The following is a 14664-nucleotide window of genomic DNA, read 5'->3' on the forward strand; positions in this document are numbered from 1 at the left end:
AGGATTTTTTGGGTTCTTCCTCTTTTAACGTTGGTAAAGAAATTTCCTACGGTCGATGGGCTACTGATGGAATGCCATGAGAACACATTGAGCCGAAAATCACGTCTCAATGCTTGCAAGCTTCAAACTTAGTGTAACGGCTAAAGCCTAACACTAAGTAGTGATTCACATTGCATCTTTTTTCATGGCTATCAGTAGCCCTATGAGCCTCCTGAAATTTCTAGAAATAGGATTCTAACGAGCTTAGCATTAAAAAAATTGATTTTTTACAGACCAACGTTAAATATTGTAGAACCATTTTTTGATTAAGAGGGGCTAGGTGTGACAGGATTAAGGTCGTACGCAATCGCTATTTTTGTTATTGAATAGGGTCTTTTGAATAACAAAACATGCAGTTATTTGCGCTTTTTCTGCTCCTTTACGTTAAGGAGACATAGTAGACATAAGGATTTGCAGGCTCCTTGAGCTTGAGATCGATTGATATCATCAAGCTCAGTGAAATAGCACAAAGCGAGCGAAGCGAGACTTTGCACCATTAAAGAGTTTTTAGCTTTCTCTTATCACGTCGGGACCGATTCGCTGCAAAGTCGCCTGGTAGCCGATCCTATGAACAAGTTGAAGGCTTTACACTCTGAACTTGATCACAGAAGTCTGGTCTGTAAACGAGTTGAAGGTTTTTATACTCTGAACTTGATCACAGAAGTCTGGTCTGTGAACGAGTTGCAAGTTTTACGCTCTGAACTTGATCACAGAAGCTTGGTCTATGAACGAGTTTTAGCACAATAGCTTTCAACGTAGTGTTAAATACGCGCTGATCATAACAAAATAGCGCTTTTTATGTGACGAGCACAATAAAAGACGCTATTAGCGTGGTTCCACTTTTTTTCGCTATTATCTCAGGATGCTTTTCAGAATGTCCTATCGACTCTTTCGGGGTCGCTTCACATCCTTTTAGTTGAGTTGCGCGAGGTAGAGTCTTTGCAAAAAAGATAAGTTGTTTTGATGCGCGCTACGCTGCTCTCTTCAACAACTTCCTGTTTTTGCTGTGACTGTTTCGGGCTTTCTCCGCGTCCTGGTTTTAGTTGAGCTGCGAAACACAGAAAGCTGTGTCTATCTTATCCTGTCCGCACACCCGCTTTGCTGGGCTGTTTGCGTCAGGATGGCGATAGTCTTCGCTTTCTAAACGTGTTTCTCCGCATCCTTTTTTCTTCGCATCCTTTTTATTTTAGAGTGAAATTTTTTTGTAAAACAGTGTATAATGTAAACAGTATTTGCAGGTGCTGGATTTGTTATGACAAGGTATATTTTTTGTGTCTGCATTAATTAATCGGTTGCTCTCTCGTTTCTTTGTAGTGGGATGGCTGTGAGAGTAAAGGAGAAGCTTGCGTGTTGAAGGGGCTTTTCTGTATGTAAGGAGAAGAAGCATGGATAAGATCGTAACGCTAAAAAACTTAACTTATCAGTACCGAGATACGGATGATCGGTTGGCACTGGAAGACGTTTCTCTTTCCATTGAAGCAGGAGAGTGGGTGGCCATTATTGGGCCGAATGGTTCAGGAAAATCAACCTTAGCCAAAACTATTAATGGTTTGATCGTACCGGATAAGGGAGAAGTTAAGGTTGGAGACTTGCCCTTAACAGAAGAGAACCTTTGGAAAATCAGAGAGAAAGTCGGTATGGTTTTTCAAAATCCTGACAATCAGTTTGTCGGCTCTACCGTACAAGATGATGTTGCTTTTGGATTGGAAAATCTAGCTGTTCCGAGAAAGGAAATGGTTGAGCGTGTCCATTCTGCTATTCAAAAAGTAAAAATGGATAGTTTTATGGAGCGCGAACCAGCTCGGCTTTCCGGTGGGCAAAAACAACGTGTTGCGATTGCAGGCGTTGTGGCTTTGCGCCCAGATCTGATCATTTTAGATGAGGCAACGAGTATGCTGGATCCTCAAGGAAGAAAAGAAGTAATCCAGACCGTTAAAGAAATCAAAGAGCAGGAAAACTTGACGGTTATTTCTATTACTCATGATATTGACGAAGCTGCATTGGCCAATCGTATTTTTGTGATGCGAGCTGGTCATTTGATCGAAGAAGGCACGCCTGCAGAGATTTTTGCAAATGGAGATAATCTGGTTCATATGGGTTTGGATCTACCGTTTCCAGAAAAATTGAAATCGGCTTTGAGCAGAAATGGGCTATCAGTGCCGGACACATACTTGACAGATGAAGGGATGGTGGAATGGCTATGGACATTACTTTCGAAAAAGTAGGCTATACCTACCAGAAAGGGACACCCTTTGAAAGTCGGGCATTGTATGACATCGATCTAATGATCAAAGAAGGCAGCTATACTGCGCTTGTGGGTCATACGGGAAGCGGCAAATCGACGTTGTTGCAACATCTAAATGCATTGAGCAAACCAACTGAAGGAACGGTTAAAATCGGTGACCGCGTGATTACCAGCCAAACAGATAACAAAAATTTGAAAAACATCCGTAAGAAAGTAGGGATCGTTTTTCAATTCCCAGAAGCGCAATTATTTGAAGAAACAATCGCAAGAGATATTGCTTTTGGTCCTAAGAACTTTGGTGCCTCAGAAGAAGAGGGGAAAGAGATCGCTAAGCGGATGCTGCCGCTGGTAGGACTGGATGAGAGTTTTATGGAACGTTCGCCATTTGACTTATCCGGCGGGCAAATGCGGCGAGTCGCCATCGCAGGAGTCTTGGCAATGGACCCCGAAGTCCTCGTATTAGACGAACCGACAGCCGGGCTAGATCCTCAAGGAAGAAAAGAAATGATGGAGATGTTTTTTGGCCTGCATCAACAGCAGAATATGACGATTGTCTTGGTCACTCATCAAATGGATGATGTTGCCAACTATGCGGACCACATGATCATTCTTGAAAAAGGAACGGTGGTCAAACAAGGCGAGCCTCGAGAAATCTTTCAAGATGCAGAATGGCTGGAAAGTAAGCAATTGGGAGTACCGGCAGCTGTAGCTTTTGCCGGGCGTTTAGAAAAGCGATTGAATCGTTCATTTGCGAAACTGCCTTTGACGACTGCTGAACTGGCAGAGCAAATTGCAGCGTGGTTGCCAAATTTACCTAAACAGACTGCTCAAGAAAAGGGCGGTGAGGACAGATGATGGATAAATTAATATTTGGTCGTTACATTCCAGGGACTTCCTGGATCCATCGTCTAGATCCTCGTGCCAAATTGCTAGCGACGATGTTTTTCATCATCATTATCTTTTTGGCCAATAACTGGCAGACCTACTTATTATTGCTGTTGTTCACTTTGCTGGCTGTTAAGCTGACCGATATTAAATTCAGCTTTTTTATCAATGGAGTCAAGCCGATGATTTGGTTGATTTTATTTACCGTTGTGCTGCAAGTATTATTTACAAGCGGTGGTGAGACGTATTTTCAATGGGGGCCGATCATGGTCACCTCACAAGGACTATTGAATGGGGTCTTTATTTTCTGCCGGTTCGTATTGATCATTTTTATGTCCACATTACTGACATTGACCACGATGCCGCTATCGCTGACAGATGCGATCGAATACTTACTGCGCCCGTTGACGAAACTCAAAGTGCCCGTTTATGAAATTGCTTTGATGCTGTCGATTGCGCTGCGATTTGTTCCTACCTTGATGGACGAAACGGAAAAAATCATGAACGCGCAACGTGCTCGAGGGGTAGATTTTGGCGAAGGCAATATTTTTCAGCAAATGAAAGCAATCGTACCGCTGTTGATTCCTTTATTTGTCAGCTCATTCAATCGAGCTGAAGAATTAGCTACCGCTATGGAAGCGCGCGGTTATCAAGGCGGCGAAGGAAGAACCAAGTACCGTCAATTGCATTGGCAAACATCCGATACGATCGTGATGCTGACTTTTGCCGTACTAACTGGAGCGCTGATTTTCTTACGCAACTAAAGAATAAATGTATGGGCTGGGAAAACCCTTTTCTCAGCCTTATTTTTTTGAAAAAAGACTTTAAACACTAGAAAGGATTTCGAAAGATGACTTACCGTTACAAAGCGAAACTGCAATATGATGGAACCAATTTTGCCGGCTATCAAGTCCAGCCGAATGCACGCACTGTCCAAGGCGATTTAGAAAAGGCTTTGAGAATTATGTCAAAGGGGCACAAAATCACCATTCGCAGTGCTGGCCGAACAGATGCAGGAGTGCACGCATTGGGGCAAATGATCCATTTTGATTATCCTTTCCATATCCCACCCCAGAATATGCTGCGTGCCTTGAATAGTCTGACAACGGACGAGATCGCTATTTTAGACATCTTAGAGGCCGATGAACAGTTCCATGCACAATATGGTTCAGCGGGTAAAAAGTATCAGTACCGTGTCGATACGAACCAAATCATCAGCCCTTTCAAACGCCTCTATGCTTTACATCATCCTTATCCTATTCATCTGGAGGATTTGGAGACAGCTTTAAAAGATATTGTCGGGCAGCATGATTTTTCCAGTTTTTGCGCCAGCCGCAGCGGTAAAGAAAACAAGGTGCGGACGGTTTATGAAGCTAAGGTAGAGCAAGATTTGAAGACAGGAGAATTGGTCTTTACTTTTAGAGGTAACGGCTTTTTATATAATATGGTCCGCATTTTCGTCGGAACCCTGCTGCAAATTGCAAATGGCTTGCGACCGGCTGATGACATGAAAAGGATCCTTGCGGCTAAAGATCGGAATGCAGCAGGGCCTACTGCACAGCCTCAAGGATTGTATTTAGTAGAAGTTTATTATGATAAAGCAGCTGCTGTTAAAGGGACGATATTTGAAGAACAACTTAAAGAAAAGACGATTTAGTTGTAGGCGGTGTAGAAGAAACGAGCGGCTGTTAGTCAATTTGATGATTCTTGACCGTAAGCAGTTTTTTGGAGGAAAAACAGAGATTGTTTGATGTATCATTTGACGATAAGCAGGGCTAGTGAAACTAATGGAAAATTATTTGCTGCGACACTTAACTGTAAACAAGGTTGTTATTATTCATTAGAGACTGTTTGCTATGTCATTTGGCTGTAAATATAGTCTTTGAGATCAAGTGAAAATCTTTGTACTTTGTAGTCTGTGAATGAATCTTATAGATGACTGAAAAACGAACAATTAAAAATTGTAAGAATCTGTTTGTCAGAGAGCGAAATGGTTCATTAGCCGAAAAAAATTGTTAAAATATACATGTTCCATAAAATAACAGCTAAATTTAAAAAAGAGAGGGAAAGACCAATAAAAAACTTAGCTTTTTATTGGTATCATTATTTTTATTGATTGGATGCAGTGCAAATAACGCAGAAGAAAGTGAACCAGCAGCTTCATCTGAGTCAGCTGTTTCAACGGAAGCCAGCTCGACAGAATCTAGCCAAACAGCTTCTTCTGCAGAAGAGTCATCAGCTGCTGAATCATCAACAGAAATGGATTCAGAAGCAACGGATAAAGATGACAAAGATGCTGACACAGAAGATGATGAAGCAGAAGTAACGGACCAAGACTTAGAAGGGGCAGAAACTGTTTCAAACGTTTCAGATTATGAAGAATTAGCTTATGTACAAGATAAAGTTGATTTTTCTTAATTGAAAGGTTATATCGTAACAGACAATCCAAATAAACGTGTGATTTTATTTGAAGATGGTCATGAGAAAGCCTACAAGACAATTTTCATTAAAAACGCAAACCGCTTGAAAGTAATCGACTTGCAAGGCGATGGACTTGTTTTAAATGAAAAGATAAAATTAAAACACTTTAGACAAGATAGTATTACTCAGTTTATAGCTGTTATCAAAACTGAAAAAAGAAAGAAGCAGTAGCCAAATTTTGATTACGGCTTTTTCGATTGATGGCAGAGAAATCAGCCGTCTATTTTTTAAAAAAAAAGCTGATAAAACAAAGGAAAACAGTCAAAAAAATGTTTGACAGCTTAACGAAAAAAATGTATCATGTTAGGTGGTATTGTTTGCCCCACGATGAGCCCCGGAAACTTATTGTGCTATCAAACAAACAGAAGAATATGGAGGAAACAAACGTGCGTACAACTTATATGGCTAAACCAAGCGAAGTAGAACGTAAATGGTATGTAGTAGACGCTACTGATATCCCATTAGGACGTCTATCAACAGTCGTTGCATCTATTCTGCGCGGTAAAAATAAACCAACTTACACACCTCATGTAGATACTGGGGACTATGTAATCGTAGTAAATGCAGACAAAGTGAAATTAACAGGTAAAAAAGCAACAGATAAAATTTATTCTCGTAACATCAATGGTAACCCAGGTGGATTGAAACAAATCTCTGCTGGTGCATTACGTGCGAAAGACTCTCGTAAATTAGTTGAATTGTCTGTTAAAGGTATGCTTCCTAAGAACACTCTTGGTCGCAAACAAGGCATGAAGCTACACGTTTATGGTGAAGCAGAACACAACCATGCAGCTCAACAACCTGAAACATTAGACATTACAAACTTAATTTAAGGAGGGAAATTCATTGGCTCAAGTACAATACATCGGCACTGGACGCCGTAAAAACTCAACTGCCCGTGTACGCCTCGTACCAGGTACAGGTAAAATCACGATGAACGGCAAAGACATTACAGAATATATTCCATTTGCAGACTTACACGTTGTTGTAAAACAACCCTTATCTGTAACTGAAACATTAGACAACTATGACGTTTTCGTAAACGTTAATGGCGGTGGATTCAGTGGACAAGCTGGCGCTACTCGTCATGGAATCGCTCGTGCTTTACTGCAAGTAGACCCTGCTTTCCGTGCACCATTAAAAGAAGCTGGTCTTTTGACACGTGACCCACGTATGAAAGAACGTAAAAAATACGGTCTTAAAGCAGCTCGTAAAGCTCCACAATTCTCAAAACGTTAATCAAAATATTATTATATCAACGATTCAACCATGTTTTTGGTATCGTTTGGTGTTAATGATGATAAATCGTTTAATAGACTTAAAGCATCAGCCTCGTGCTGGTGCTTTTTTTGGTTCTTCCTCTTTTAATGTTGGTAAAGAAATTTCCTACTGTCGATGGGCTACTGATGGAAAGCCATGAGAACACATTGAGCCGAAAATCGCGTCTCAATGCTTGCAAGCTTCAAACAGAGTGTAACGGCTAAAGCCTAATACTAAGTGATTCACATTGCATCTTTTTTTATGGCTATCAGTAGCCCTGTACGCCTTCTGAAGTTTTTATAAATAGAATTTTAACGAGTTTAGCATTAAAAAAATTGATATTTTACAGACCAACGTTAAATATTGTAGCACCCTTTTTTTCTGGCATTAATTCTACATATTAAAACGGAAAGATGTCCTGAAACTAGTTATAAATGCAACTTTTGTGTTGGTATTCATGATGGGAAGTAGAGCGATAAAAAATACCATAGATAAACGTATACCCTCTTCCGGTACGGAAATATTTGGAACAACATATGACTTTCAGATTGTCGATAAGAAGAAAGAAAAAAATGTAAGCATACTGGCAACAACCAATATGCTTACATTTAGATAGTCGAAAACTATTTTTCACGCTTAACTTCAATACGATAGCCATCAGGATCTGTCACAAAGAAGTAAGATGGTGTGCCACCTGAAAGTCCTCTTAACCCACCCGTTTCATAAGTAGAAGCTTTACAAATTTCATGCATTTTTTCTAAGTCACTGACCGTCACACCTAAGTGACTGAAACCATTTCCTACATTGTAAGGTTCAGCATCGTAATTATAAGTAAGTTCGATTTGTACAGAAGAACCGGGAGAATTCAAATAAACTAAATCAAATTTATTTTCAGGGAATTCTCTGCGGCTGGCAACTTCAAAATCGAATAAATTAGTGTAGAAGTCTAAAGTCGCATTAATATCTCTGACACGTAAACAAATCTCAACGAGTGTTTGGTTCATAATATCATCCTCCAATATTTTCCTAACCTCATTCTAGCATGAATAAGCCACCGACACACTCATAAACAGCAAAACTTTGACGAGATCTAATAAATATAATGTCATTAAATATACGCTCTTGGGGAAGAATGGAACATTCACTGGGCTTTAAAGTTATCAGTACCTACTGGAATCTCCTCAAACTGAGGGGGACACGTTCGAATCGTGTCAGGCGCGTTTATTATAAGGAGACAAAATGAAAGATAATCATATTTCTCAAAGCAAGGTATTAAGTGCTTTAAGGAGCTGTTCGGCCAACATAACCACTTTTTAATAGGATTAGGTGAGGTAGAAATGGGAAAGATTGAACTAAGCCAATTATAATCAAAAAAAATTATTGAATGGTTTCCAACAATCTGGTTCGTGTAAATTTTGATAGTATGGTAATGAAGGATTTAGATTACCAAATATAGGATCCTAGCCTATTGAAATGTTTTTGCAAGAAACGCTTAGCGTATTCCACTAACAGGGCTATTTAGTGAAACATAAAAGGAGAGATACATTGACAGATATGAAAGATACAGTTCGTTTTTGTTTAACTGATAATAATGGATAGACCGTCAATGATTCAAGTTTACAGAAGATTAAAACCGAGTATTATGCTGTAATAGAAGAAGTAATAAAATTTCGTTAGTCTAATCCAATTGGTCAAACGAAAAAATAGTTTAGGCAAAAAGAGTATGGAAATCTTATGTTCTAAGCTTTTGTAAAGGGTTACCTGAAAGCCATAGTACTGATGCAGCGCATGTTGAATAAGGAATGACGTGCTTCATGGAAAACAGAGAAATGATTGATAAATGAGGGGTAGAAAAAATGACTGATTATCGTATTATTGACCTGGAAAATTTTTCGAGAAAAGATTATTATGGTTATTTTATGTCAGTAGACACAAGATATGAAATGACAGTGAAAATAGATGTGACTCAAGCAGTGAAAAAGTGTAAAGATGAATTTATCAATTTTTATGCTTATACTATTTTTAATTTAGTTCAATCAGCAAATGAAATTCCGAATTTTAGGTATGGACATTTAGATGGACAGTTAGTAGAATGGCAAGAACTAGTTCCAACATTTACGAGCTTTAACCAAGAAACAACATCTTTTTACAGCTTGTGGTTGGAGAAGTTGACCGATTATCAAGCGGTAGACCGTGAATATAAAAAGCTGACCAAAGAGTATGCCCATACAACAGCTATTGCGCCCCAAGAGAGTGTGCCTGCTAATGTGATAAACATTTCTGCAATCCCTTGGGTGCATTTTGATCATTTTTCATCTTATTCAGGAGCGGTTAAAAATGATTTAACACCGATGATCACAATTGGAAAATACGAAAGAGTTGGAACACAATTGCTGATGCCAGTGAATATAAAAGTGCACCATGCAACAGTGGATGAATATCACGTGTCATTGTTTTTTAAAGCACTGCAAGAACATATGAACCTTGAGTAAATGTTGACTTCACTAATCTAGCGGTTATAGCTGAAAGGAATTGGAAAGTGGTTGATAACTGGTGATTCTAAAGAAGCTTTGAAGGATTATTAGGGGAGGGGGAGATGTATGAAGGATAATGTTTATAAATCTTATGGGTCAAATACAAAACGAAAAAGACCTAGAAGCAGGGAGAAGTATGAATGGCTGAAAGAGATGGAGATAAAAAGAGGCGAAGCTATAGGAGAAGTTGGGAATCGAGTGTGGGTAGATGCTGAGGATCATGCAAAAGGATTCTACGAGCTGAATGAAGAAGGCGATGAAGTTCAGTGGTATCCAGATCCTATTAGTGATGGAAAGTAAAATAACTGGAATCGATCTTAGTTAAAGTATCATTTTTAAATCGAGCTGTTGTTAGACTTTTGCGACTCGATTGCTACACAGCATTGTAGTAAATCGTACCCATCACATAAAGGGATCAAAAAAGCGATAAAAGCGGCGTAATCAATTGCTTAGGAGACATTAAAGAACAGGCTCTTTAGTTAATAAAAAGGTCTCCTGCTTTTTGGCAAGAGACCTTTATCCCCAGCTATCGCTGTTTGTTTTAAATGATATCAAGTTAAACTGTTGTTAGCTGATGACTTGGTTTCCGCCTTTTTTGCTTGCAATGGCTAGTTTTTCTGAGACATCTTGAATCAATTCGCTGATCGTTTCACTTGGGATATAAGAAGAAACGCCTGCGCTGATGCTGACATGTCGCGAAATATCAAACAACGTATGATAAACTTCATGGCGCAACTCATCTGCGATGTCTATTGCTTCTGCTTTTTCAGTGTCTTCTAGCAATAGTAAAAAGACGGCTTCTCTGTATCGGCCAGCTGTAAGGTTGGCTTGTTTTTTTGAGCGAATGATTTTTCCTATTCTGTTTAAAACTTCTTCACTATAAACAATGCCATAATCCTTTTCATCTTCATTGTAATGATCGATACTCATCAAGATGAGAGAAAGAGGCTTTCCTTGCTTTTTATGGGTGTTCACACATCGAGCCAGCTCGACAGTGATAGCTGAACGTGAATACAATGAAGTCAGAGGATCCCTTCTTAAACGATCTTCCATTCTTTTGTTCTTCATTTCTAATTTCTCTCTGCCTTGTTCTTCTTCTGTGATATCGAAAACAATGCCTTTTAAAAAAAGCGGTTCTCCTTTTTCAGACCATTCTGTTACTTTTCCTCGGTCTTGATAAACTTTCCAAGAGCCATCTTTTGCTTGAATCCGATACTTAGCTTCCCAGACCGGCGCTTTGCCTGTAAGATGATCTGTCATTTTTTGCATAACACTTTCTTTATCATCGGGATGTAGTTTGTCGGTGAAAAATTGAAAGGGAACCTTATCAGGTAGGTCTTCCTTAGCGTAGCCGATCGCTTCTGCTTTTAAAGAGTTAAAAATAACTTCATTGTTCCGGTAGTCCCAAAACCACTGACCTAAACTTCCTGTCCAGCCGAATTTTAAGCGTTCTGCATTTTGATAAGTTTCTAACAATTCTTTATTTAAACGCGTTAAATCGTTTATTTTTGAGATTAGTTCTTCTCTTGTATATTCTTGTATATCTTCCATTATCTTCTCTTTTCTTTCTTTTATTTTCACTTCTTTGAGTTAATTTTAACATACTATTTTTTTTAAAGCTTTTGTTTTTGGCATATCTTTTCCCTTCTATAGTATAGACAAATGTTCTTCACGCTGATGCAACAAGTTATGATTAGGTTTGGTTGTCTAACCGGAGTAAGATAGACACTACATATTGCTTGCTGGAAAAATGAAACATATACTGCTGACAAAGTTTTTTGAAATTCATTTTAGGAGTAGCTGTAAGCTTTTAAATGAATCGCTCAAAAACCATACAGTTTTGGAGCGATTCAGTCTTAAGGTAAGGGGACAGAAAAAGTAAAAATAATTGCCTAGTCTATGATTCACCAACCATGACGGAAAAATGACGAAAAACAAAGATTTGATGAAGAAGAAAGGGGAAAACGATGGGATTTGAAGAGAGAGACTTTATTATCCGCCAAGTGTAGCAATTAGCAGAAGGTATCGGCAAACTGCTGGGAAAAAAATCGGTCAAAGAGCTGATTCAGTATGATCAATCGCAAGGAGATGCTTTGTCAGATGATGATATTGAAACGATTCTTTTGATGGTCGATGTTAAAGACATTCAAACAAGCAATCAGCTATCACCTAAGGAAATTTCACAAGAAATCGGCATTGCTGAAGATGATTTCAATCAGCTGTACAATAACAAACGCTTTGCTACACCTTCCGAACTCGCATTGCTTCGAGACTATGTTGAAAAGAATGACCTCTAACGTCGAAAAAGCTCTGTACTAACCTAAATTTATTTTACGGCACTTCCTCATAATGAAGGAGTGTCTTTTTTCATTAAAAAATGACATAAAAAATAGGGGCGAAAAAACTCTTTTTTTAAAGCTCATTTTCTATTCATATATCTTGATTTTTTTCGGCGAAACATTTACATTACATAGAATAAGATTATAAAACTAGAGAAGTGGTGAATTTATGGAAGAAGCAGCATTATTAAGTATCGTGATTATTGTTGTATTGGGGATTTTTTCCCAGTGGATTGCATGGAGAATTCAATGGCCGTCTATTGTGATTATGTCCATTGCAGGTTTATTAATAGGACCAGTCTTTGGAATTGTTCAACCTGAACAGTCATTTGGCGAAATGTACAGCCCAATGATTTCACTAGCCGTCGCCGTCATTCTTTTTGAAGGAAGTTCTAGTCTAGATATACGAGAGGTAAAGGGGATATCAAAGTCTATTTTCCGCATCGTTACATGGGGGGCTTTCCTAGGATGGATCGGAGGGGCACTTGCAGCTCACTTTGTTGCAGGGTTGAGTTTAGAAATATCCTTTATTATTGGCGGATTATTTATTGTGACTGGACCAACGGTGATCATTCCGTTGCTGCGGCAGTCAAAACTTCAACCGAGGACAGCGACGATTTTAAAATGGGAAGGTATCATTGTTGACCCAGCCGGCCCTTTAGTTGCGCTGTTTGCTTATGAAGTGATTCGAGTCACCACAAATAGTGCTGTCCATCCTGGTTACTTAGTTACCTTTTTTATTAGTTCTATCCTTTCAGGAATCGTTGGGTATTTGCTAGGGCTCTTGTTGAGTATGTTAACAAGCAGAGGAAGATTTCCAGAATATTTGAAATCTCCTATTATTCTTTCTTTCTTGTTTATCTGTTTCAGCTTGGGAGAAGTGATCATGAATGAAACTGGAATGTTGTCAGTCACCGTTATGGGACTAACGATCGGACATGCAAAGAAATCTGTTTCTTCTATTAAAAGTATCGGACACTTTGTTGAAGACATTTCTGTTTTGCTGACGTCTACTGTTTTTATTTTGTTGACGGCTTCTTTGCCAAAAGAAGTGATCAGTCAAGTCTTTACATGGCCGATCATGGCTTTTGTTTTGGTGATGCTCTTTATTGTCCGTCCATTATCGATTTGGATCTCTACGATTGGGACAGAAGTAACAACGCAAGAAAAGATTCTGATTTCGTGGATCGCGCCAAGAGGGATCGTGGCATTGACCGTTTCGGGATATTTTGCTGAAATACTGATTGCAGATGGTTATGAAGATGCTACACTCTTGACAGCTCTGACATTTGCGCTTGTGTTTATCACGGTCTGTGCGCATGGTTTTACATTAGGGCCTTTAGCAAAAAAACTGGGTCTCGCCAGTACCGAACGTCCAGGTATCTTGATCGTGGGAGCCAACACTTTTTCGATTGCCTTTGCTGAATACTGTCAATCGATTGGCATTCCTGTCTTGATTGTCGATCATTCTTATACGCATTACCAACGGGCTAAAGACAAGGGGATACCAGCTTATTATGGGGAGATACTGTCAGAGCACACCCAATTCAATATCGACTTGACGCCGTATGAGACCATGCTGATCATGACGGACGAAGCTGCCTACAGTGCCCTTGTTTTTCAATCTTATGTTCAAGAGTTTGGCTACAACCATACGTTTATCTTGGCCGTTCAAATCAAGCACGACTTTCAAAAGCAGACGTTCCCTTCTTCAATGAAGTCGAATATTTTATTTGGAGAGTTATCTGAAGAATTAAATCAGAAATTAAAAGATGGGAAAACTTTTAGTTTGGTTGATTTAAATATAACGGAAAGAAAAATGATGGAAAGTGAAAACTTACCGATTGATGGCACTTTGTTGTTCATTTTGAAGAAAAACGGCTCGCTTTCCTTTGTCACAGTAAACCACCGAATCGTATTGGATAAAGGGGATCAAGCAGTGGTGTTAAGTTCGTAAAAGGATACTAGGTTGAGAACCTTCTAGCAAGTGTTTGACGAAATGAGTGGAATTAAGAAGACAGCTTATTTGGTTTTTTGAGTAAAATCTAGCTCCCTCATACTTTTTTCAATCAGAAAGAAAAGCAGACGCTCGATTGATTGATGAACTGGTTAGAACTAGATGATTGGTCAAAGGAAACACTTGTGTTACAATAAACAGATAATAGAGAGCTGAATAAGGAGGGGAAGGTTATGTGGTTGCACATACACCTAGCCGCGTTTATCATTCTACTGATTGCTGTTATTGTAAAATTGATGAACCCTGACAGAGAAATGAAGTCAGTCTTGATGATGATCCGTCTGATTTACTTAGTCTTGATCGTCACAGGCGGAAGGTTAGTCATATTTACATTTGATCGTGATCCAGTGTTGTCGATCGTGAAGATCCTGCTTGCCTTAGCAACGATCGCTTTTGCTGAAATCGCTTTTGGCAAAAAGGGCACGCCAAGCAAAAGGAAATGGCTGATAGGCTTGATGATCATCACGGCAGTCGTCGGTTTAGTGTTAGCAGGCGGACAACCGTTTGTTTCTTGACAAGAATGGTATCTCAGGAGAACATTTCTTTTGAGTTACCGTTCTTTTTTTATTATTGTTATAATAATCTTAATTAAACTATAGTTGCTTACAATAGAAAAAAATTGGCTATTGAGCAAGAAAACTGATAAAATGAGCTTATAGAGTAACATGTTGATAGCATTCTTGAAACAATAGATTTGAATGGAAATAAAGTTCATTATCTTGCCCGAAAATTGGACGAAGCGATACATTGAGCAAGTAGGTTTGCCCAATTCTTGGGCAAGCTTTTAAGATGTTTCCGCTTGGTGCATCAATGTTTCCAGAGCCCTCTAATCGACACCCAACCCCGCAAAAAGGGGACGAGAAC

General features: G+C 39.1%; 16 protein-coding genes. 13 read left to right on the forward strand and 3 right to left on the reverse strand.

Annotated elements, in window-relative coordinates; all coding sequences use genetic code 11:
* Window positions 1–1424: 1424 nt before the first annotated feature.
* The 8 genes from BM057_RS02560 to rpsI all read left to right on the forward strand — a co-directional run bounded on the left by BM057_RS02560 (window position 1425) and on the right by rpsI (window position 6889).
* Entirely contained in the window at window positions 1425–2264 is an 840-nt protein-coding gene (locus tag BM057_RS02560; RefSeq protein ID WP_047393247.1) for an energy-coupling factor ABC transporter ATP-binding protein, read from the forward strand.
* On the forward strand, window positions 2240–3139 hold the full coding sequence (locus BM057_RS02565; protein WP_092091282.1) for an energy-coupling factor ABC transporter ATP-binding protein: 900 nt from the start codon (window positions 2240–2242) through the stop codon (window positions 3137–3139). Before BM057_RS02560 ends, BM057_RS02565 begins: the two co-directional genes overlap by 25 nt.
* Window positions 3136–3933 carry an energy-coupling factor transporter transmembrane component T family protein gene (locus BM057_RS02570; RefSeq protein ID WP_092091284.1) on the forward strand — a complete coding sequence of 266 codons (798 nt, stop codon included), beginning with the start codon at window positions 3136–3138 and terminating at the stop codon, window positions 3931–3933. The genes BM057_RS02565 and BM057_RS02570 overlap by 4 nt, the downstream gene beginning before the upstream one ends.
* 86 nt (window positions 3934–4019) lie before the next feature.
* On the forward strand, window positions 4020–4826 hold the full coding sequence (gene truA / locus BM057_RS02575; protein ID WP_092091286.1) for a tRNA pseudouridine(38-40) synthase TruA: 807 nt from the start codon (window positions 4020–4022) through the stop codon (window positions 4824–4826).
* 437 nt (window positions 4827–5263) lie between these two features.
* Complete coding sequence (locus BM057_RS02580) at window positions 5264–5587, forward strand: hypothetical protein (protein WP_092091288.1); 324 nt, start codon at window positions 5264–5266, stop codon at window positions 5585–5587.
* Window positions 5588–5821, forward strand: coding sequence for a hypothetical protein (locus BM057_RS02585; RefSeq protein WP_092091290.1), 234 nt, complete (start codon window positions 5588–5590; stop codon window positions 5819–5821).
* 215 nt (window positions 5822–6036) lie between these two features.
* On the forward strand, window positions 6037–6483 hold the full coding sequence (rplM, locus tag BM057_RS02590) for a 50S ribosomal protein L13 (protein WP_047393296.1): 447 nt from the start codon (window positions 6037–6039) through the stop codon (window positions 6481–6483).
* Between the two features lie 13 nt (window positions 6484–6496).
* Window positions 6497–6889 carry a 30S ribosomal protein S9 gene (rpsI, locus tag BM057_RS02595; RefSeq protein WP_047393258.1) on the forward strand — a complete coding sequence of 131 codons (393 nt, stop codon included), beginning with the start codon at window positions 6497–6499 and terminating at the stop codon, window positions 6887–6889.
* A 644-nt stretch (window positions 6890–7533) separates the two neighbouring features.
* Here the strand turns inward: rpsI and gloA are convergent.
* Entirely contained in the window at window positions 7534–7914 is a 381-nt protein-coding gene (gloA, locus tag BM057_RS02600; protein ID WP_092091292.1) for a lactoylglutathione lyase, read from the reverse strand.
* Window positions 7915–8766: 852 nt separating this feature from the next.
* Here gloA and BM057_RS02605 point away from each other — a divergent pair.
* Together BM057_RS02605 and BM057_RS02610 are read left to right on the forward strand one after the other, a co-directional pair.
* Window positions 8767–9402 (forward strand): CatA-like O-acetyltransferase, encoded by a 636-nt coding sequence (locus BM057_RS02605; RefSeq protein WP_092091294.1) that lies wholly within the window; start codon window positions 8767–8769, stop codon window positions 9400–9402.
* 108 nt (window positions 9403–9510) lie between these two features.
* A complete protein-coding gene (locus tag BM057_RS02610; protein ID WP_092091296.1) occupies window positions 9511–9744 on the forward strand; it encodes a hypothetical protein in 234 nt (77 codons plus the stop codon).
* 267 nt (window positions 9745–10011) lie between these two features.
* Here BM057_RS02610 and BM057_RS02615 read toward each other — a convergent pair whose 3' ends face one another.
* Complete coding sequence (locus tag BM057_RS02615; protein WP_092091298.1) at window positions 10012–10995, reverse strand: sensor domain-containing diguanylate cyclase; 984 nt, start codon at window positions 10993–10995, stop codon at window positions 10012–10014.
* A gap of 542 nt (window positions 10996–11537) precedes the next feature.
* Between BM057_RS02615 and BM057_RS02620 the strand changes: the two genes are divergently transcribed.
* From BM057_RS02620 to BM057_RS02630, 3 genes are all read left to right on the forward strand, one after another.
* The gene (locus BM057_RS02620) at window positions 11538–11741 is read left to right on the forward strand and encodes a hypothetical protein (RefSeq protein WP_092091300.1); all 204 of its coding nucleotides are present in this window, start codon (window positions 11538–11540) and stop codon (window positions 11739–11741) included.
* Between the two features lie 211 nt (window positions 11742–11952).
* Window positions 11953–13740, forward strand: a complete 1788-nt coding sequence (locus BM057_RS02625) for a cation:proton antiporter (protein ID WP_092091302.1) — start codon at window positions 11953–11955, stop codon at window positions 13738–13740.
* Between the two features lie 233 nt (window positions 13741–13973).
* Window positions 13974–14315: a DUF1516 family protein gene (locus BM057_RS02630; RefSeq protein ID WP_092091304.1), complete on the forward strand. Its 342-nt coding sequence runs from the start codon at window positions 13974–13976 to the stop codon at window positions 14313–14315.
* A gap of 138 nt (window positions 14316–14453) precedes the next feature.
* Here BM057_RS02630 and BM057_RS11840 read toward each other — a convergent pair.
* Window positions 14454–14664: hypothetical protein (locus BM057_RS11840; protein WP_218147440.1), on the reverse strand; the 211-nt coding region annotated here is incomplete at its 5' end.

The organism is Pisciglobus halotolerans (assembly GCF_900113675.1).
Classification (GTDB): Bacteria; Bacillota; Bacilli; order Lactobacillales; family Carnobacteriaceae; genus Pisciglobus; species Pisciglobus halotolerans.